The organism is Vibrio sp. 10N.222.49.A3 (assembly GCF_041475145.1).
In the GTDB taxonomy this organism is placed as follows: domain Bacteria; phylum Pseudomonadota; class Gammaproteobacteria; order Enterobacterales; family Vibrionaceae; genus Vibrio; species Vibrio tasmaniensis_A.
In genome coordinates, this window is sequence record NZ_JBFRVM010000022.1 from 12,791 (window position 1) to 32,998 (window position 20,208).

Below are 20,208 nucleotides of genomic sequence, written 5' to 3' on the forward strand. Positions count from 1 at the left end.
CGCAGTTTATAACGAGCTCATTACTTATAACGAACTGACTGCTTATAACAAACTAACTGTTCCCAAGCTAGAGCGTTAAGCTGCGATTTCTTGTGTTGCCATTTGAGGCGCTTTTTTCTCACCGATTGGCAGTACTGTGCGGCCATATTCGTTGTTGATTACTTGTGCCATTGCAAAGTAGATAGCTGACGCACCACAGAAGATACCTTCAAAACCAGCGATAGTACCGATCAGTTCGCTGCCAGTGAAATCACGAGCGGCAAGTAGGAAGAACAAAATAGTAAGTGAACCAAATACTACTTGTTTCGCTACTGGGTAGCATAGAGAACCAATGAACATGAAGCCAGTGAAGATGCCCCATAGTAGTAGGTACCAACCCATAAACGCTGCTGGACTTGCTGGTAGGCCCATGTAAGGCATTACGATTAAACCAACCAAAGATAACCAGAATAGACCGTAAGAAGTAAACGCAGTTGTACCGAACGTGTCACCACGTTTGAAACACATTGTGCCCACGATAACTTGGCTTAGACCACCGTAAAAAATACCCATAGCAAGAATCATTGAATCGATTGGAAAGAAACCTGCGTTATGGATATTAAGAAGTATAGTAGTCATACCGAAACCCATTAGGCCAAGTGGTGCCGGGTTCGCCAGTTTTGTTGACATTTTGCGCGCCTTTAAAAAAAGTTAATAAAATTTGTACGCAAATTTTAATCCGAACGGCATAAAAAGATAGATCGCTAAATCGCAATCTTAGATTGCATCGTTCGCCAGTTCGGCTTTCGTGATGATTTCAAGTATCTCGCCAACTCGTTTAGGGCTTTGTTCCATCAAGACCGCTTGAACCTCGGGCTTTACACACGCTAACCACTCTCCCGAAGGTTCTTGGTTAAACTTATCCATTGGGCCCATACTTTGGCTCCATGCACCACGGATATCAACCGTATCTTTGTGGCCATCGTTGGTCGTAAAATATGAAAATTCAAAGGTTGTCGCATCGACAGATGTGATTTGGCCAGATGCCCCCCACGGCGCAGAAAGTTCGATCATAGGACCGATAGGATAGCTTTCACCTTCAATTTCTACAGAAGTTGCTTCACCAATGTAAATTTGAGCGTTATTGGCTGACTCTGAGACAGTGAAAGGTAATGATGTTGATACAGAATTAGGACCTTGAGGCGCAGCTTGCTTTAATAAGAATTGAACGATTGACGGGTATGCATTAACAGCAGCATCAACTTCCCCAACGGACTCCAGACAGCCTTCGTAATTCATAATGCCTGTACTATCGACACCTTTAATTAAAGCGCCTTCAAGTGTTTGAATAACATGAATTTGGTTACCTTGTTCCTCTATAGACGTGATTTGGCCTACAGGACTTTTTAATACTTGATAACGCTGAGCAACAATACCTTCAGAGCTCGTTTCAAAACTCAAACTGCCATAATTACCCCAGCCCAAACTTTGCTCGAGACCTGACTGCGGCGTACTGTTACACCCAGTAACTCCAGTTACCAATAACGCAAGAATAGATAGCTTTAACTTCATTTTAATTGCCCTGTAATCAAATTATTCACGAACACAGTTTATCGATAAATGGAAAGCACTACTGTAATAGAAAGTAAGGGAAGTGTCGTATAACTGTCACTGAACAAGCAAGCCTCTTATAACAGAGGCTTGCTTAGTTTAATTATTTACAGCTAATTTCACCCCAGAACCAGTTCGATTGAACAGGGCTTTCCCAGACACCTGGACCGTTTTTAGCTACGAAGCACTTGCCATTATGTGTCACCTTGTCGCCATTGCTCACTTGGCTAACACCCGCTTGCCATGTGATAAACACCGATGGATCAACAACGACAGGCGGCTCAGTCACAGGTGGTTCAACCGGTGTTGGGTCTACCGGAGCAGGATCGACAGGTGCAGGGACAACTGGCGATGGATCTGTCACTACGGGTGGTGTTGGTTCACCCGCTACAAATTTCCAAGGGCCGCCATTGGCAGGATCATCCCCTTGAGTCCACCATTTAGCTTGGTAAGTCGCACCGTTGTGAGTGACTTGGTCGCCAGCATTGTAAACTTTACTCGCACTCCAACCGTTACCTCCGGGGTTAGTACCAGGGTCAACCGGATCAAGCTTATCGACCACTTTCACTTCAGGCCAACTCGCATGTGATCCATAAAAATTGGTCACACACTTCTCATAATCTCCGGCCACCAAGGCTGAATAAGCGGTTTGGAAACCAACAAGCTCACACTCAAATGAATAGCCTTCTGGGCGGTCTGCGTAGTATTTCCAGTTACCATCCCAGTTGGTGTACAACACATCAGTCGCACCATTCAAGTTCAAGCTTCCATAAGGCGTTTGCTGCCAACATGTATTGACTTCATCCGCTTCTACAGGGATCAGATAATGCGCAGCTAACCCTTCCCAATAACGAATTCGGTTAACCGGTTGGCCTTTGTCTTTGTTCTGCTCACCACACTCGATACCACCATTAATTACGTTGATTGTGGTACCAAACCCATAGCCAATTCCCGCATCCAACTCACGCTGAGAGGGTGTCCAAGTGCGGTCAATAACGTGCAGCATGGCAGGTTTAGGAGCTTGAGGTGTAAGGAAGAACCAGATAGCAGAAGCCAAGTTCAACCATGAATCAGCAACCAAACCTGGGTTATTCAATAGAACCGTCGCATCACCATCGAACATAACTTCCGAGAACGCACCGTAGTTAAAATGGTAAGAAAGCTGTTTAGCACCACGTCCAAAGTAACCCTGCCCTGCCGCACAAGGCCAACGTGCATTCTGCCAATCGTTCTGACCACAACCGGTGGTGTAACCCTCTTGACCTTCTGACCAACCCATTTCACGAACATGCACCAGCGCTTGCTGCCACTCTTCTAGAGCTAATGGGTTATCAGAGGTGTTATCTATTGCGATGTGCCCGCCTGTTTCTTGAGCGAAATGAGCAAAGGCCGTGATGATGGATTTTTTACAGATGGCGTCTGAGTCTCGGCCATCAGTGTACTCTCCACAGAAGGCTGGGAATTTTCCAATCGCGCGTAAGAAGCGAGTATAAGTGTACTCTGGTGCTGCCATCTGAGTGAGGAAGTCCCACTCAGATTGAGGGAATACACGCTCGACTCGTTTCACGTTTTCAGGATTCGAGGCTAAACCCGGCTCAATCGCTTCAACGATACTATTGGGACGAGTTTGTAATGCTTGTGACCAGATCGCATACATAGGATCGGATGTTTTCGCTTGTTCAGCCGCTTGCAGTGCAGACTTTTCAACAAGGTAGCCATTCGGGTTTTGCGGATCAGGTTGAATGTTCAAAGACGCGTAACTGTGTGCTGCTAAAGTGCAGCCAACTACTGTCGCCAAATATTTGATTTTTAACATGATGGATTCTCTTATCTGTCCTTAATAAGTCCATCAAAGAGTATGCGGCGCATGGGAAATGAGCTAGTCGTTACCATGTGAATTTATAAAAAGTGCGAGTGACACTTTTATGTATCCTTCAACACAACAAAACGTCTCATTGTTTCTTGAGGTGATATCTAACTTCCAACGGATTTGGTTGCTCGTTGTAGATGTAAATCCTTAATCTCCCAAATAAAAAGAAAAAAGCCTCGAACAAAGTTCGAGGCTTAAGAGCTTAATCAAAACTGGTTAAATCTCTAAGAGATTATTCCCACTCGATAGTTGCTGGTGGCTTACCAGAAATATCGTAAACAACACGTGAAATGCCGTTAACTTCGTTGATAATACGGTTAGATACCTTACCTAGGAAGTCGTATGGTAGGTGTGCCCAGTGAGCAGTCATGAAGTCGATAGTTTCTACTGCACGTAGAGATACAACCCAATCGTACTTACGGCCATCGCCCATTACGCCAACTGAACGTACAGGTAGGAATACCGTGAATGCTTGAGATACTTTGTGGTAAAGGTCAGCAGCGTGAAGCTCTTCAATGAAGATAGCATCAGCACGACGCAGTAAATCACAGTACTCTTTCTTCACTTCGCCAAGTACACGAACACCTAGACCAGGACCCGGGAATGGGTGGCGGTAAAGCATGTTGTATGGAAGACCAAGCTCTAGACCGATCTTACGTACTTCATCTTTAAACAGCTCACGTAGAGGCTCAACAAGGCCCATTTCCATATCATCAGGAAGGCCACCAACGTTGTGGTGAGATTTGATTACGTGTGCTTTACCTGTCTTAGATGCTGCAGACTCGATTACGTCTGGGTAGATAGTACCCTGAGCAAGCCATTTAGCATTCTTCAGTTTCTTAGACTCTTCGTCGAAGATATCTACGAATACGTGACCGATGATCTTACGTTTCGCTTCTGGCTCAGCTTCGCCTTCCAGAGCGTCAAGGAAACGATCTTCCGCATCAACTTTAATGATGTTTAGGCCGAATTGGTCACCAAACATCTCCATAACCTGCTCACCTTCGTTTAAACGAAGAAGGCCGTTATCTACAAATACACATGTCAGTTTGTCGCCGATAGCGCGGTGAGCAAGCATTGCTACGACTGATGAATCAACACCACCAGAAAGACCAAGGATAACTTCATCGTCACCTACTTGCTCTTTAATACGTGCAACTGCATCTTCAATGATAGACGCTGAAGTCCACAGACCTTCACAACCACACGCGTTAAGAACGAAGTTCTCAAGCATTTTTAGGCCGTTTTTAGTGTGCGTTACTTCTGGGTGGAATTGAACACCGTAGTATTTCTTCTCTTCGTTTGCCATTGCAGCGTATGGGCAAGTATCTGTCTCTGCGATTTTTGTGAAATCAGCTGGGATTTCAACCACTTTGTCACCGTGGCTCATCCAAACATCTTGAGTTGTCTCAAGGTCGGCGAAAAGTGCAGATTCACCCGTTACTTGTACCGCTGCGTAGCCAAACTCGCGCTCAGTAGATGTTGCTACTTTACCGCCAAGTTGCTCAGCCATCGTTTGCATGCCGTAGCAGATACCGAAGACAGGAACACCTGAATCAAATACGTACTGAGGTGCACGTGGAGAATTATCTTCCGTTACACTTTCAGGGCCACCAGATAGGATGATACCGTCTGGATTGAATTCACGAATATCCGCTTCTTCTACGTCCCAGCTCCAAAGTTCACAGTAAACACCGATCTCACGAATACGACGAGCTACTAGCTGTGTGTATTGAGAACCGAAGTCCAGAATTAGAATACGTTGGTCATGAATATTTTTAGTCATTGTAAGCAGTCTTATTGGCTATGTGATAAAACGGAGGCGAGTTTACTCACCTCTGATTAACTCTTCAAGAAATAAAGCAAACGTTTTCGTTAGATATCTTTAACCCCATGTTTTGTGAGAATCACTCTCTAAACAAAACAGGTGGTAGATATAATACCAATCACAATAAGTAAGTGTTCAGTAGTAGCGCTGGAAAAAAGCTTGAGAACAAGGCTGCTCTATTCAACAAAGAGTTCTGATAAGTAGTTATTCTACAATCAAAAATTCTAACGAAGTTATCGAGGTTTTTAACAAGCTAGGATGATCAGTTACTTACTACGATTGGTATATTAATGTGCCGACTAAATCAGCACATTATTCAAACGTTTGGACGTATTATTAACCTAAACGGTAGTTAGGTGCTTCTTTCGTGATTTGAACATCGTGTACGTGAGATTCTTTCATGCCCGCACCAGAGATACGAACAAACTCAGCTTTAGTACGCATGTCTTCAACAGTTGCAGAACCCGTCAGGCCCATGCTTGAGCGTAGACCGCCCATCTGTTGGTGAACGATCTCTTTTAGACGACCTTTGTATGCGATACGACCTTCAATACCTTCTGGAACAAGCTTGTCTGCAGCGTTGTCAGATTGGAAGTAACGGTCAGAAGAACCTTGAGACATAGCGCCAAGAGAACCCATACCACGGTAAGACTTGTAAGAACGACCGTTGTAAAGAATAACCTCACCCGGTGCTTCTTCAGTACCAGCGAACATTGAACCAACCATCACACAAGATGCGCCAGCAACGATAGCTTTACAGATATCGCCAGAGAAGCGAATGCCGCCATCTGCGATTACTGGGATACCGTATTCATTTGCTACTTCAGCTGCGTCTGCGATTGCTGTTACTTGAGGAACACCAACACCAGTAACGATGCGAGTCGTACAGATTGAACCCGGGCCGATACCTACTTTAACCGCACTAACACCCGCCTCGATAAGAGCACGAGCGCCAGCGCCAGTTGCTACGTTACCACCGATGATTTGTAGATCAGGGTATGCAGCACGCGTATCACGGATGCGGTTAAGTACGCCTTCAGAGTGACCGTGTGAAGAGTCGATAAGTAGAACGTCTACGCCAGCTTCAACAAGAGCAGCAACGCGCTCTTCGTTACCAGCACCAGCACCAACAGCTGCACCTACACGTAGGCTGCCGCGCTCATCTTTACAAGCGTTTGGTTTACGTTCTGCTTTGTGGAAATCTTTTGCAGTGATCATTCCTGTTAGTTGGAAGTCATCATTTACAACAAGAACTTTTTCAACACGCGCTTCGTGCATTTTCTCTTGAACTTCTTCACGAGTTGCACCTTCTTTAACAGAAGCAAGGCGAGCTTTAGGCGTCATTACTACGTCAACTTTCTTAGAAAGGTCAGTCACAAAGCGAACGTCACGGCCAGTAATAATACCAACAAGTTCGTTTGTTTCAGTAACAACAGGGAAACCGGCGAAGCCGTGTTTTTGAGTAAGAGCTACAACATCAGCAATTGTCGCGTCAGGGTTTACAGTAACAGGGTGAGAAACCACACCTGCTTCGTAAATTTTAACCTGGCGAACCATTTCAGCTTGCTGTTCAATAGACATGTTCTTATGAATGAAGCCTATTCCGCCTTCTTGTGCCAGTGCAATCGCTAGGCGAGCTTCTGTCACAGTATCCATCGATGCAGAGATCATTGGGATGTTTAGGGAAATATTCTTCGTCAGCTGAGTGCGAAGATCAGCTGTATTAGGGAGAACGGTGGAGTGTGCTGGCACTAGCAGTACGTCGTCGAATGTCAGCGCTTCTTTGGCAATTCTTAGCATTTGCAATATCTCACAATAATAGGAGTAAAAAGAAACAATCCAATCTCATCGTTTCGCCTAATGAGGGCAGCCAATTAAGGAAAATCAAACTGCATTTGGATTAGATATTGCGGACGGATTATACGGCCAACGAAATCGCTTGGCTACACATTTTTATACTTTTAATTTGCATTTACCCCCTTGCTATGTATTATATTGCCGCTATCTTCCATACTCACGCCCAGTGAGATTCCAAGAGAAAGACCTTCCTTCAAGGATAGATAGCGCTTCTATGACCAATCCAAACATCTTTACTGTTTCTCGCCTCAATTCAGAGGTTCGTCTCCTATTAGAAAACGAAATGGGAATAGTCTGGCTCGTTGGTGAAATCTCAAATTTCTCTGCACCTGTCTCTGGTCACTGGTACCTCACGCTTAAAGACTCCCGCGCTCAAGTTAAGTGCGCTATGTTTCGTGGCAATAACCGTCGTGTGACTTTTAAGCCTCAGAACGGTAATCAAGTGCTAGTTAAAGCGCGTCTGTCTCTTTATGAGCCACGCGGTGACTATCAACTGATCATCGAAAGCATGCAGCCAGAAGGTGACGGCAAGCTTCAGCAAGAGTTTGAAAAACTTAAGATGAACTTGGCGGCGGAAGGTTTATTTGCTCAGTCCAGTAAACAAATTCTTCCAGAACATCCTAAATGCGTCGGTGTTATCACCTCTAAAACAGGCGCAGCCCTCTTCGATATTCTCGATGTTCTCAAGAGACGCGATCCTTCATTGCCTATTGTGGTTTACCCAACCATGGTTCAAGGCGAAGAAGCGGCGATTCAGATCGCTCAAGCGATTGGACGTGCCAATGAGCGTAACGAGTGTGATGTATTGATCGTTGGCCGTGGTGGCGGCTCATTAGAGGACTTATGGTGTTTCAATAACGAGATCGTTGCTCGCACCATTGCAGCAAGTCAGATCCCGATTATCAGCGCCGTTGGACACGAAGTTGATGTCACTATCGCCGATTTCGTCGCAGATATGCGAGCTCCAACGCCATCAGCAGCCGCTGAATTGGTTAGCCGTGACAACAGTCATAAAGAGCAAGCTTATGCGTCTAAACGTGCTCGTTTAGTGAGTGCGATTCGTCATGTGTTAATCAAACAAGCGCAATCAACTCAAACGTTGAAATACCGCTTAGAGAAACAACACCCGAGCTACCAACTGCAAAAGCAGAGTCAGCAGCTTGATGACTTAGACATGCGTTTACGTCGTGGTATGACTCAATACCTAAAGCAGCATGCGCAGCGTGTTGAACGTAAGCAGCACCAACTTCAGCTGAACTCGCCAGTGAAACGCCTTGGTGAACAGAAACTGCATCTACAACGTTCAGAGCAAAAGCTATTGGATGCAATGGATAAAACACTACTAACTACTCGCCACCAACTAGCCATGGCTGCCGAGAAGTTAGAAACAGTAAGTCCATTAGCCACCCTAAAACGTGGCTACAGCATCACCCATTCAGCATCGAGTAAAACTGTGTCATCGATTAACGATGTCGAAATCGGTGAAGTGATCACCACCCAAGTTGAAGACGGTGTGATTGAATCGCAAGTGACAACAAGAGTCGCTAAGAGCGAGCTCTAGGTTCATTAGATACAAAAAAGACCCAACTCTTCGGTATTGAGTCTCTGATATAACATTACAGATAGTCGTTTAAGCGATTCGGCTTAAGTCTATTCCGCAGGTTGAAATACAAACTTTACTCTCGATTTAGATTTAAGCTCATTACACTCACCATTACAAAAATAGCTCGCTGCACCACAGGCTTGAAGCTTCTCAAGTTGGCTGCTGCACTCAGGGCAAAACCCAACCTTAGTAAAGTGTGCCTGACAACTTTCACAGTGATACTTTCCATCCCAACCTAGCTCTGATTGGCACTTAGGGCAGATATTTTCACTCATTAGCATTTCCTAATTCACTACTTTTTTACAATCTACTACCGCTGAGACTTAGCTTGCTTGATTTGGTACATGTTCTTATCAGCTTGTGCGATCAAGTCTTCCAATGAATCAGGATCTTTCTCATAAGAAAGTCCAACGCTGACAGAAAACTGAGTGCCATCGATATAGAGAGCTTGTTCCAAGGCTCTTTCTAAGCTTCGATAAAAGTTCAGCACGCTTTCTTGATCATCAAAGCAAGAGAACACGACAAACTCATCGCCCCCATAGCGCCCTATCTTGGCACAGGCAGTCGTTGCCTCATCAAGCACTTTTGCAACGGCTAACAACACATCATCACCAAAGCTGTGGCCAAACGTATCGTTTATTGACTTAAATTTATCAACATCAACAAACAGGCATGCCATCACTTTTTCAGTAAAACAGCGGTTAGTTAACACCTGCTCGGCTTCTCTCAGCAATGCTCGGCGATTCAAACTGTGTGTTAGAGAATCTCGATTGGCAAAAAAGTTGAGTTGATTCTCTAACTCATACTTCTCAAGCGCGACTGAATACAGAGAAGCCAATAACTCTAAGATCTCAAGTTCAAACTCATGAGGTTCAGAGATGTACTGACTGTAAATTGCGAAGGTACCCAATACGTGACCATGTGAAGAGATGATTGGCACTGACCAACATGCATGAAGGTTAGCCTGATTGGTTAAGGCTAAGAAAGGAGTCCAATTCGGGTGTGCATTAATATTGGAGACCATGACAGCTTTCTTAAGTGCCGCCGCTTCGCCACAGGAACCAATTCCGGCACCAACCCCCACCCCTTCTATCTGCTGGTTATAAAAATCAGGCAAGTTTGGAGCATATTCTAAATGTAATGTATTCGATTCGGGGTTTAGCAATAGGATAGAGGCCATCCTTTGACCAAAAATCTGCTCGGTGAGTTGAATGATCTTGCGATTCAATTCTTTGCGATCCAACCCAAGGGCAAGCTTTCGAAGCAAACTGTTTACTGCTCGGTGACCTTCTAATAAAAATTGTTGTTTCATTCACTAAAGCTTTCAATTATTTACTGGGAACAGCTTGTTCTTATGCAAGCCTGTATACTGGTCAATATTAACACACTAAATTACCACAACACACCACCGAAGATCATAGGTTGATCTTTTGCTTTATCTACTTTGATCAGCGATCTACCCCAAAAAGAATATTTATATCACCACACACCGAAAGCATAAGTTACATATACTGCATTTCAATTTACAATAGAATATATAACTAAAGGCAAATAAATAAAACCAACAATGCAGAACAATCTATTTTCGATCTTTAATTGAGATCATCGAGATACACACGTCTGCATTTCGATATGTTGGTCATCTAATTGGGTTAACTTAACCGACAATGCCTTAAGTTCTGAAGTATTGTCGATGTGAGTACCACCACACGGAATAGACACTAAAGTCTCGTCATCTAGCTGCCATTCCCAGTAGCGAGAGTCTGTTAACGCCTCACCTTCTAGTCTCATCGTTACAAGAGTCGATTCAGCAAGCCAGCCTGCAATCATCTGGTTGATATTGGCCTCAATGCCATCAAGGTTCATTAGCATGTCAGCAACGTTCAGACCGCGTTTCTTCAAGGTTTTACCTAAACGATACTTATCGGTACACAACTCTGGAGTCACAAAGCTAGTCACCTGTGCGTAGCTATTGAAGTCATAGCTGCCGAGTGGATCTTTTCTGTCCGCATCTTTACGCCAGTAACTCTCAGCCAATACTTTATTCAACGCTAAGAAAGCAATATGTCCGGCACTATGACCGCGGCTCAAACTGGCTTGGTGCTCTTTATCAACCGACAACACGACTTCGTCGTTAACCTTAATCATAGAAGCTGATACAGGTAGCTGGTGGACAACCACAAACGCCCACCCTTCCGTATCACGCTTAACAGGGATATCTGCTGAAATATAAAGATTTCCAGTAGATTGCTCTATTGCACCAACAAGGCAATCTTCAACAATATACTGTTCACCACCTACGCTGACAAAACCTCGGTCTGCTGGGTGATCGGGCCAAATATGACTCACTGGGTGGAAAGGCGTCACGTCGGTGATCAAGTAAGTTTTGCTGTCGTCGCATTCAACGTACACCGCTTTTGCATTGAGCAGCCAAATTTGATGACAAAATTGAGTGATGGTTGGGGTGATTGCTAACGCTGGTGTAGTCGAATTGCTAATTGTCATATCATTCTTCTTTTGGAATCTAGTCTAAGTCGCTAGCTGATAACGGAATCAAAGACGCGATTATCAGATAACGTGAATTTTACTTAAAAAAATACCCGAGACAGGCTCGGGTATCAAATCTATTGGAAAGGTTTACTTACGACCTTTAACCATGCTCATCATACGTTTACGTTTACGTTCTTGAGAAATTGTCAGCTTGTTAGTCTTAGCTTCAAATGGGTTCTCGCTGTTCTGGAATTGAATGCGAATAGGTGTACCCATAATTTCTAGTGAACGACGGTAGTAGTTCATCAAGAATCGTTTGTATGAATCTGGCAAGTTACGTACTTGGTTACCGTGGATAACGATAATCGGTGGGTTGTAGCCACCAGCGTGCGCGTATTTCAATTTAACACGACGGCCACGAACCATAGGTGGTTGGTGATCATCAGTCGCCATCTTCATGATACGAGTAAGTACAGAAGTACCAACACGAGTCGTTGCTGACTTATAAGCTTCTTGAACAGACTCAAACAAGTGACCAACACCAGTACCGTGAAGTGCAGAAATAAAGTGAATACGTGCGAAATCAACGAAACCTAAACGACGGTCTAGTTCTTTCTTAACACGATCTTTAACGTCGTTATCTAGGCCATCCCACTTGTTTACGGCAATAACAATTGAACGACCAGCATTCAACGCAAAGCCTAACAAGCTTAGATCTTGATCTGAGATGTTCTCGCGAGCATCGATAAGCAGTAATACAACGTTAGCATCTTCAATCGCTTTCAGTGTTTTAACCACTGAGAACTTCTCAACTGTTTCGTTGATATTTTTACGGCGACGAACACCCGCAGTATCAATCAGAACGTATTCACGCTCATCACGCTGCATCGGAATGTAGATAGAGTCACGAGTTGTACCTGGCATATCGTAAACAACAACACGTTCTTCACCAAGAATACGGTTAGTTAGTGTTGATTTACCTACGTTTGGACGACCAATGATCGCTAGCTTAATCGGTTGATCTTGAAGGCGCTTGAATTCTTCTTCCGCTTCTTCTTCAGTGAAATCAACTTGCTCTTCTTCTTCGTCTTCAAATTCAGTTAAATCGCTTACTTCGCCATTCTCAGCTTTTAACGCTTCAGCGAATGGGTTTAGAGCAAGATCAATCAACGCAGTTACACCACGACCGTGCGCTGCAGCGATTTGGTACATGTCTTCTACGCCTAGTTGCCAGAAATCAGCACTTGCAGCATCAGGGTCGATACCATCAACCTTGTTTACTACTAGCATTGAAGGCTTTTCTAGTTGACGAAGGTGCTTAGCAATAGCTACGTCTGAAGGTGTTAGACCCGCACGGCCATCTACCATAAATAGAACGACATCAGCTTCATCAATCGCCGCTAGCGACTGTTCAGCCATTTTAGTTTCAACACCTTCTTCGGTACCGTCGATACCACCAGTGTCGATAACAATAAAGTCATGCTCGCTAAAATGAGCATGACCGTATTTACGGTCACGCGTTAAGCCAGGGAAATCCGCAACCAATGCATCACGAGTTCGAGTCAATCGGTTAAATAACGTAGATTTACCTACGTTCGGACGCCCTACTAGAGCAACAACAGGTACCATAACAACCTCTACAATTTCTTCTCTAAATGTAGTTATAGGTAAGCACTTGATCGCAAGTTTAAACTCTTACCTATAACCACACGGTTTATTAATTTATAACAACAAAACGGCTCCTAGCTGTTACCAACCAGGAGCCGACTGTGAATTATATCACGCTTTTATTGGCTAATCGTTAGTTTCTTTACATCGCCATTGCGAGTCGTCACTAAGTAGCCTTCAGGCATTTCAATTGGCGCAACCGCAAAGCCGCTATCATCGACCAACTGTTGAGCAACAAACTCACCCGATGAACGATCTAACCAGTGCAGATAACCTTCAGTATCACCAACAACTACATAACCATTAATAATAGCAGGTGCTGTCAGTAAGCGGTTTTCTAACAATGGAGTGCTCCACAGTTCAGTACCACTACGCGCATCAACCGCAACCACATGGTCTTTGTCAGTCACTACGAACAAACGGCTGCCATCACTTGCTAAATCAATCGCTGACGAGTAGTTACGTTTCCAAACTGGCTTACCAGAACGAAGATCGATAGCAATCAGCTGACCATTGATACCTACGGTATACAGGGTGCCGCCAAGAACAATTGGTGATGCATCAACATCAACCAAACGATCAATTTCCGTTGCGCCTTTTGGTGTACCTACTGGCTGTTGCCAAATAAGCTGACCACGATCAACGATAGCTGCGGCTAAACGACCATTTGCCGTACCCCAGAATACACCACCTGAAACCGTAACAGGTGAGCTATCGCCACGAAGTGTTAGGCTTGGTACTTCTGTACTGATGGTCCATTTTTGCTCACCGCTTTCTTGATCTAACGCGGTCAACATGCCACGACTGGTATGAACAATAACCATGTTGCTTTCAGTTGCTGGGGATGCAAGCACCTCACCATTCACTGATACACGCCACAGCTCTTCACCGGTTGATTCATCCAGCGCGATCACTTCGCCATTTTCAGAACCAACAAATACCTTGCCGTAAGCTGCCGTTAAGCCACCCGATAAACGAGCCAGTACTTCTTTCTCAAGATCGACTTTCCAAAGCTCTTTACCTGTTTCAGGGTCAAGCGCTTTAACCATACCTTCACGGCTTGCAACAAATACTTTGTCGTAAGCCAATTCTGGCGTTAGTTTTGAAAAGTAGTGACCAACACCATCACCAACCGACGTAGACCATTCCTGGCTAGGAGTAAACTCGCTGTTTACCGTTGGTACTGGTGCCATGATTACGGTGTCTTCTTCACTTGCACAGCCCGCTAGCAGGCCAAGAGCAATCGCACACAACGCCGCTTTTGGAAACATCTTCTTCATTCAAAGCGCCTTATTTAGCTAGGTCGTCAAGTTTGATTTGAAGCGTTTGGCTCGCATCAGCAGCTTGTTGAGCTTCAGAGTATGCACTGTAAGCTGCATCTGTGTCGCCTTTACGAAGTGAGATATCACCACGCAGTTCAGCAACACGGCCTTTCCAAGATTCGTCAGTCATCGCTTCAAGATCAGTCAATGCTGCGTCAAATTCACCTTGCTCAGCTTTGATACGAGCAACACGGTAAGTCAGTAGTGGCGCTAATGCCGCGTCCTTAGTTGCCGATTTTGCCCACTCAAGTTGTTCTAGTGCAGTTGTAAGGTCACCCGCTTGAACTTGCGCTTTTGCTAATTGCATAGCAGCAAGTACTGAATATTCAGCGTCTTTGTTTGCGTCGATGAAAGCTTGAATATCAGATTGAGCATCAACGCCTTTAGCATCTAGAGCTGAGATTGCAGAGGTGTAGCTTTCTGAAGCGGCTTCACGCGCTTCAACGACTGAATCTTGGTAATAGCGCCAACCAAATAGGCCACCTAAACCAATAACCGCACCAAAGATTACGGCTTTGCCATTCTCTTTCCACCAATCTTTAATGGCTTCAACTTGTTGCTCTTCGCTATCGTAAAGTTCCACTTCCTGTCCTCTTTAATTCTTTAAACGCCAGCATAGTGCTAACGTTGATATTCATGATGAGCGTTTGCTCAATGGCTTAGATTAACGCAGCAACTTTTTCTGCAACTTCCGTTTGAGACACGGTTTGTTGCTCGCCGCCAACCAAATCTTTTAGCACAACTGTATTGTCAGCAACTTCGTTCTCACCAAGTACCAACGCCACAACAGCTCCTACTTTGTCAGCACGTTTGAATTGCTTCTTGAAGTTACCACCACCGAAGTGGTTCATCACACGTACGCCTTCAACGGTGTCGCGTAATTGATTCGCTAACTGCATGCCCGCGATCATTGTACCTTCGCCAGCAGCAACCATGTATACGTCAACACTACGACGAACTTCTGTAAGCTCTAGCGTTTCCATCATAAGGACTAGACGCTCTAGCCCCATAGCGAAGCCAACCGCATTGGTTGCTTTGCCGCCTAGTTGTTCAACAAGACCATCGTAACGGCCACCACCACACACTGTACCTTGGGCACCAAGGCTGTCTGTGATCCACTCAAATACGGTGCGGTTGTAGTAATCTAGACCACGCACTAGACGCTCATTAACTTGGTATTCGATACCAACAGCGTCAAGAAGTTCACACAAACCAGCAAAATGTAGCTTCGATTCTTCACCTAGATATTCAGATAGTCGAGGTGCGTCACCTAAGATAGCTTGAACATCCGGGTTCTTAGTATCCAGAACACGTAGAGGGTTAGTGTGCATGCGACGTTTGCAGTCTTCATCTAGCACATCAATGTGTTGCTCAAGGAAAGCCACTAACGCAGTACGGTAGCTTACGCGATCTTCTTGAGAACCGATTGAGTTCAATTCAAGACGAACGTGCTTATCGATACCTAGTTCACGCCATAGACGTGCTGTCATCATAATAAGTTCTGCGTCAACGTCTGGACCGTCTAGGCCAAACACTTCAACACCACATTGGTGGAATTGACGGTAACGACCTTTTTGAGGACGCTCGTGACGGAACATTGGGCCCATGTACCATAGGCGCTGTTCATCACGGTTAATAAGGCTGTTTTGAATACATGAACGTACACAACCTGCTGTGCCTTCTGGACGCAGCGTTAGGCTGTCACCATTGCGGTCATCAAAGGTGTACATCTCTTTAGAAACAACGTCTGTCTCTTCACCAACCGCACGGCTAAATAGGTTTGTTTCTTCAACGATAGGCATACGTACTTCGTTGTAACCGTATGCGCTCACCACACTTTTAACTGCGCTTTCTACTTTCTGCCACAGTGGTGATTGAGTTGGAAGGCAGTCGTTCATGCCTCGAATTGCTTGGATATTTTTAGCCACAGTATTTATTCCGTAATTTCTCACGACCAGGTATCAGTGCGAATAGACAATCACACCCCATCGCGTTGTATTAATCTTCTAAGTTTTCTACATCAATGCGATTTGCTTTATCAAGCACTGATGCTTTTGCACGAATCTTAGCTTCAAGTTTGTCGACAAGGTCATCGTTATCGAAGCGCTCTTTCTGACGCTTACCGTCTTCGTAGAAAGCACTCTTACGTGCACTACCAGCTAGACCTAAGTGAGACACTTCAGCTTCACCAGGGCCGTTAACCACACAACCGATGATAGATACATCCATTGGAGTAATCACGTCTTCTAGGCGCTCTTCAAGGGCATTAACGGTGTTAATAACATCGAACTCTTGACGAGAACAGCTCGGGCACGCAATGAAGTTGATGCCACGCGAGCGAATGCGCAAAGATTTAAGAATATCAAAGCCAACTTTGATCTCTTCAACAGGATCAGCCGCGAGCGAAATACGCAGCGTATCGCCGATACCTTCAGAGAGAAGCATGCCTAAACCTACCGCTGACTTCACAGAACCTGCACGCGCACCACCCGCTTCGGTAATGCCAAGGTGAAGAGGTTGATCAATCTGCTTAGCAAGCAAACGGTAAGAACCGACGGCTAGGAATACATCAGACGCCTTAACGCTGACTTTAAATTGATCAAAGTTCAAACGGTCTAGGATGTCTACGTGACGCATTGCAGATTCAACAAGCGCTTCTGCTGTAGGCTCTGTGTATTTCTCTTGGATCTCTTTTTCAAGAGAACCGCCGTTAACACCAATACGAATCGGGATATTCATATCACGAGCACAATCCACAACAGAGCGAATGCGGCTTTCGTTACCGATGTTACCTGGGTTGATACGCAGACAGTCAACGCCGTATTCAGCCACTTTAAGTGCGATACGGTAGTCGAAGTGAATATCAGCAACCAAAGGAACAGAGACCTGCTGCTTGATTAGCTTAAAGGCTTCAGCGGCATCCATAGTCGGTACAGATACGCGAACGATATCAGCGCCAACTTTTTCCAGAGCTCTAATTTGAGCAACGGTCGCGGCTACATCTGTTGTTCTTGTGTTAGTCATGGATTGCACAGCAATTAGTGCACCATCACCGATCGGCACATCACCCACATAAATACGGGTTGATTTGCGACGAATAATAGGAGATTCGTGTTGCATATTAACTCTAAGGTAAGGTTATTCTAGCTACTTTGCCTGAAGTATACCCAGAAAGGTCGACAGGTTCACTTGCAAATGTCATCGATACGCCCTCTGGCGCACCTAGAATCACTTTATATGGCGCAGTTCCTGATAGATTTAACGACTGGCCTGCTTTTTTGATGCCAGTCGACAAGGTTTTGCCCGAAGCATCTTTCACTTGGATCCAGCAATCAGCAGAGAACTGCATCACTAACTCGTTAATCACAGCTTCAGGCGCAGTGCTTGCTTCAACAGCTTCTGCATTAACAGCATTAGCAGCAACTTCAGCAGTTGGTTCTGTCTCTGTTGCTTGCTGTGCAGTAGTTTCGTCAGTTGATGTAACAGAATCTTCCGCATCGCTTATCGCAGCAAGGTCATCAGTACCTTCAACAACAGAAGTACCCTCTTCATTTTGTTCAGCTTCAATCACTTCTAAAGAGGTGAATTCAGGGGCAAGTGATTCTTCTACAGCTAGCTCTTCTGAGCTTTCAGTATTAGCTAAAGATTGAGATAGGGTGTCTTGTTGTTGGTTCTGCCACCACCACAGTGAGGAGATACCCGCAATTACCGCAAAAATGCTCCAAGTAAGGATCATAATACGGCTGTTGTGCTTCTCGGTTTTGGTCTTACGAGAAAAGCTCAACATTTCTTGTTCTTGATGTTGAGCGTCACCAGCATGATGGAGTGCACTCAATACGACCTTTTCGTCAAGATTGACGTATTTCGCGTATGAACGAATGTAGCCACGCATAAAGGTTGCAACTTGATCTGACTCGAATTGGTTTTCTTCAATTTGTTGGATCAGCGTAACGCGCAGCTTTAAACGATCAGAAATCTGCTTTTGTGTTAAACCAAGAGATTCTCGTTTATTTTTAAGCAGCGTTCCCGCTTCGATTTCTGGAGCGACAGTTTCTTTTGTTTGTGTTTCGTGTTCTGTGTTCATAGAGAGTGAACTTCTAAAGTATTATCGCAGGTTGATGAGAGCATTTTTATTGTCGTTTAAGCTCAATCTAACAACCCACTTTATGTGGAATTTTTCCTGTTATCTAAATCATCAACCCTTAAAGACGAACATCACCCATTGACTATGGATGACCTTCTCAGGAAGCTAGTTTATCAAGTAGCCAACCTAAATAGACACATTGATGATTATCGGGTAACAAGCGAGCACTTAAATTAATTTAAGATGAGTTAATCATAAGCTAATGCCATTGCAAGGCAAAAACACTTTAAACAAAATTTACCGTCAGCTCATGGTTTTGTCCAAAATTTGACGAAAAATGTAAGAAAGCGTGGGGAAAAAATCCAATTATTGGAAATTCACCTTCCAGAAAAGCAACAAGCCAGAAGGAATCCTTCTGGCTTGTTTAGATCTAAATGGTATTTAAACCGCTTTTACTTGAATCACATCACCTGCGATCAAGTTAGCTTCAGAGGCGGCTTTCAGCATTTTAGTACGCTTGGTTCTATCAATAACATCACCAACCAGCTGACCACATGCGGCATCAATATCATCACCACGAGTTTTACGAACCGTAACTGTGTAGTTGTATTCCATCAGCGTTTTTTGGAAGCGATCAATACGAGAGTTGCTTGGCTTCTTATAAGGCGAACCCGGATAAGGGTTAAATGGAATCAAGTTGATCTTACAAGGCGTATCTTTCATTAACTCAGCAAGTTCACGAGCGTGGTCCATATCATCATTTACATGATCCAACAGAACGTACTCAACCGTTACTTTGCCGCGGTTAGCATTTGAAGATGCAATGTAGCGACGAACCGATGCTAGGAAATCTTGGATATCCCAACGGTCGTTGATTGGCATGATTTGGCTACGTAGTGCATCGTTTGGTGCGTGTAGAGAAATCGCCAGAGCGACATCGATGTTGTCTGTCATCTGATCAAGACCAGAAACAACACCAGATGTTGATACTGTTACACGACGCTTAGACAGTGAGAAACCCAGATCATCAAGCATCAGCTCCAATGATGGAATTAGGTTCTTCATGTTCAATAGAGGTTCACCCATACCCATCATTACGACGTTAGTAATTGGACGACGACCCGTTTCTTTCTCTAAACCGATTTCACGTGCTGCACGCCAGATTTGACCAACGATCTCTGAAACTTTCAGGTTACGGTTGAAGCCTTGTTGAGCTGTAGAGCAGAATTTACATTCAAGCGCGCAGCCTACTTGCGAAGAAACACATAGCGTCGCACGGTCACCATCTGGGATGTATACAGTCTCAACGTCTTGGTCACCAACGCTCATCGCCCATTTAATGGTGCCATCCGCAGAGTGCTGAGCTTCAGAAACGATAGGTGCAACAATCTCACAGCGATGCAGCAGTTTCTCACGTAACTTTTTGTTGATGTTGTTCATTTGTTCGAAGTCATCGACACCGAAGTGATAAATCCACTTCATCACTTGCTCTGCTCGAAACGCTTTCTCATTCAGTTCTTCTGTGAAAAATTTACGAAGACCTTTACGATCAAAATCGAGTAGATTGACTTTAGCTGTGGTCATGATGCCTCTCAATGACGGAACAATAATTAAGGGCGCGAATTGTACAGCCTTTACGCAACTTCAACAAGCACTGTAAAACCTTGTGTTTACTAAGACATTCAAACTTAAGTGATTAAAATTTACACAGTCAAATTTACCTGCTTAAGTTCGGCCAATTCAAAGAGAGATTCCCGATTACGCTCCTCCGTCGCTTTCGGGAATGACGGGCTTTAACCACCTAATACTCGCACCCTCTCCGACCTCCTACTAACGCGACTTGTTCGTCATTCCAGAACCGAGGAACGAGGTATCTGGAATCTCCAATAGTAAACT

The 20,208-nt window shown here is 44.6% G+C and carries 16 protein-coding genes; 1 reads left to right on the plus strand and 15 read right to left on the minus strand.

Going from position 1 to position 20,208, the window contains the following annotated elements; translation table 11 throughout:
• Window positions 1-75 precede the first annotated feature (75 nt).
• From AB4589_RS03725 to guaB, 5 genes are all read right to left on the minus strand, one after another.
• Window positions 76-669 (minus strand): acetate uptake transporter, encoded by a 594-nt coding sequence (locus AB4589_RS03725; protein ID WP_010440610.1) that lies wholly within the window; start codon window positions 667-669, stop codon window positions 76-78.
• 87 nt (window positions 670-756) lie between these two features.
• Entirely contained in the window at window positions 757-1,551 is a 795-nt protein-coding gene (locus tag AB4589_RS03730; protein WP_372099407.1) for a hypothetical protein, read from the minus strand.
• A gap of 142 nt (window positions 1,552-1,693) precedes the next feature.
• Window positions 1,694-3,406 (minus strand): chitinase, encoded by a 1,713-nt coding sequence (locus tag AB4589_RS03735; RefSeq protein WP_372099409.1) that lies wholly within the window; start codon window positions 3,404-3,406, stop codon window positions 1,694-1,696.
• 286 nt (window positions 3,407-3,692) lie between these two features.
• Window positions 3,693-5,246 (minus strand): glutamine-hydrolyzing GMP synthase, encoded by a 1,554-nt coding sequence (gene guaA, locus AB4589_RS03740; protein ID WP_017098065.1) that lies wholly within the window; start codon window positions 5,244-5,246, stop codon window positions 3,693-3,695.
• 378 nt (window positions 5,247-5,624) lie between these two features.
• Window positions 5,625-7,088 carry an IMP dehydrogenase gene (gene guaB / locus AB4589_RS03745; protein ID WP_004735127.1) on the minus strand — a complete coding sequence of 488 codons (1,464 nt, stop codon included), beginning with the start codon at window positions 7,086-7,088 and terminating at the stop codon, window positions 5,625-5,627.
• A gap of 271 nt (window positions 7,089-7,359) precedes the next feature.
• Here guaB and xseA point away from each other — a divergent pair, with 271 nt between their 5' ends.
• Window positions 7,360-8,706: an exodeoxyribonuclease VII large subunit gene (gene xseA, locus AB4589_RS03750; RefSeq protein WP_371695577.1), complete on the plus strand. Its 1,347-nt coding sequence runs from the start codon at window positions 7,360-7,362 to the stop codon at window positions 8,704-8,706.
• Window positions 8,707-8,795: 89 nt separating this feature from the next.
• On the opposite strand, the gene AB4589_RS03755 is transcribed toward xseA, so the two are convergent.
• The 10 genes from AB4589_RS03755 to AB4589_RS03800 form a co-directional block, all read right to left on the minus strand.
• Window positions 8,796-9,023 carry a zinc ribbon domain-containing protein gene (locus tag AB4589_RS03755; protein ID WP_009848301.1) on the minus strand — a complete coding sequence of 76 codons (228 nt, stop codon included), beginning with the start codon at window positions 9,021-9,023 and terminating at the stop codon, window positions 8,796-8,798.
• A gap of 35 nt (window positions 9,024-9,058) precedes the next feature.
• Window positions 9,059-10,060 carry a diguanylate cyclase gene (locus tag AB4589_RS03760; protein WP_372099411.1) on the minus strand — a complete coding sequence of 334 codons (1,002 nt, stop codon included), beginning with the start codon at window positions 10,058-10,060 and terminating at the stop codon, window positions 9,059-9,061.
• A 290-nt stretch (window positions 10,061-10,350) separates the two neighbouring features.
• The gene (locus AB4589_RS03765) at window positions 10,351-11,253 is read right to left on the minus strand and encodes an alanyl-tRNA editing protein (protein ID WP_371710206.1); all 903 of its coding nucleotides are present in this window, start codon (window positions 11,251-11,253) and stop codon (window positions 10,351-10,353) included.
• Between the two features lie 132 nt (window positions 11,254-11,385).
• Window positions 11,386-12,867, minus strand: a complete 1,482-nt coding sequence (der, locus tag AB4589_RS03770; protein ID WP_010440555.1) for a ribosome biogenesis GTPase Der — start codon at window positions 12,865-12,867, stop codon at window positions 11,386-11,388.
• Window positions 12,868-13,025: 158 nt separating this feature from the next.
• Window positions 13,026-14,186: an outer membrane protein assembly factor BamB gene (bamB, locus tag AB4589_RS03775; RefSeq protein WP_371710205.1), complete on the minus strand. Its 1,161-nt coding sequence runs from the start codon at window positions 14,184-14,186 to the stop codon at window positions 13,026-13,028.
• A 10-nt stretch (window positions 14,187-14,196) separates the two neighbouring features.
• A complete protein-coding gene (locus AB4589_RS03780) occupies window positions 14,197-14,811 on the minus strand; it encodes a YfgM family protein (protein ID WP_372099414.1) in 615 nt (204 codons plus the stop codon).
• 76 nt (window positions 14,812-14,887) lie between these two features.
• Entirely contained in the window at window positions 14,888-16,156 is a 1,269-nt protein-coding gene (gene hisS, locus AB4589_RS03785) for a histidine--tRNA ligase (protein WP_371710203.1), read from the minus strand.
• Window positions 16,157-16,226: 70 nt separating this feature from the next.
• Entirely contained in the window at window positions 16,227-17,348 is a 1,122-nt protein-coding gene (gene ispG, locus AB4589_RS03790) for a flavodoxin-dependent (E)-4-hydroxy-3-methylbut-2-enyl-diphosphate synthase (protein ID WP_371710202.1), read from the minus strand.
• Between the two features lie 7 nt (window positions 17,349-17,355).
• On the minus strand, window positions 17,356-18,312 hold the full coding sequence (rodZ, locus tag AB4589_RS03795; RefSeq protein WP_017099587.1) for a cytoskeleton protein RodZ: 957 nt from the start codon (window positions 18,310-18,312) through the stop codon (window positions 17,356-17,358).
• 441 nt (window positions 18,313-18,753) lie between these two features.
• Complete coding sequence (locus AB4589_RS03800) at window positions 18,754-19,896, minus strand: bifunctional tRNA (adenosine(37)-C2)-methyltransferase TrmG/ribosomal RNA large subunit methyltransferase RlmN (protein WP_009848292.1); 1,143 nt, start codon at window positions 19,894-19,896, stop codon at window positions 18,754-18,756.
• Window positions 19,897-20,208 lie beyond the last annotated feature (312 nt).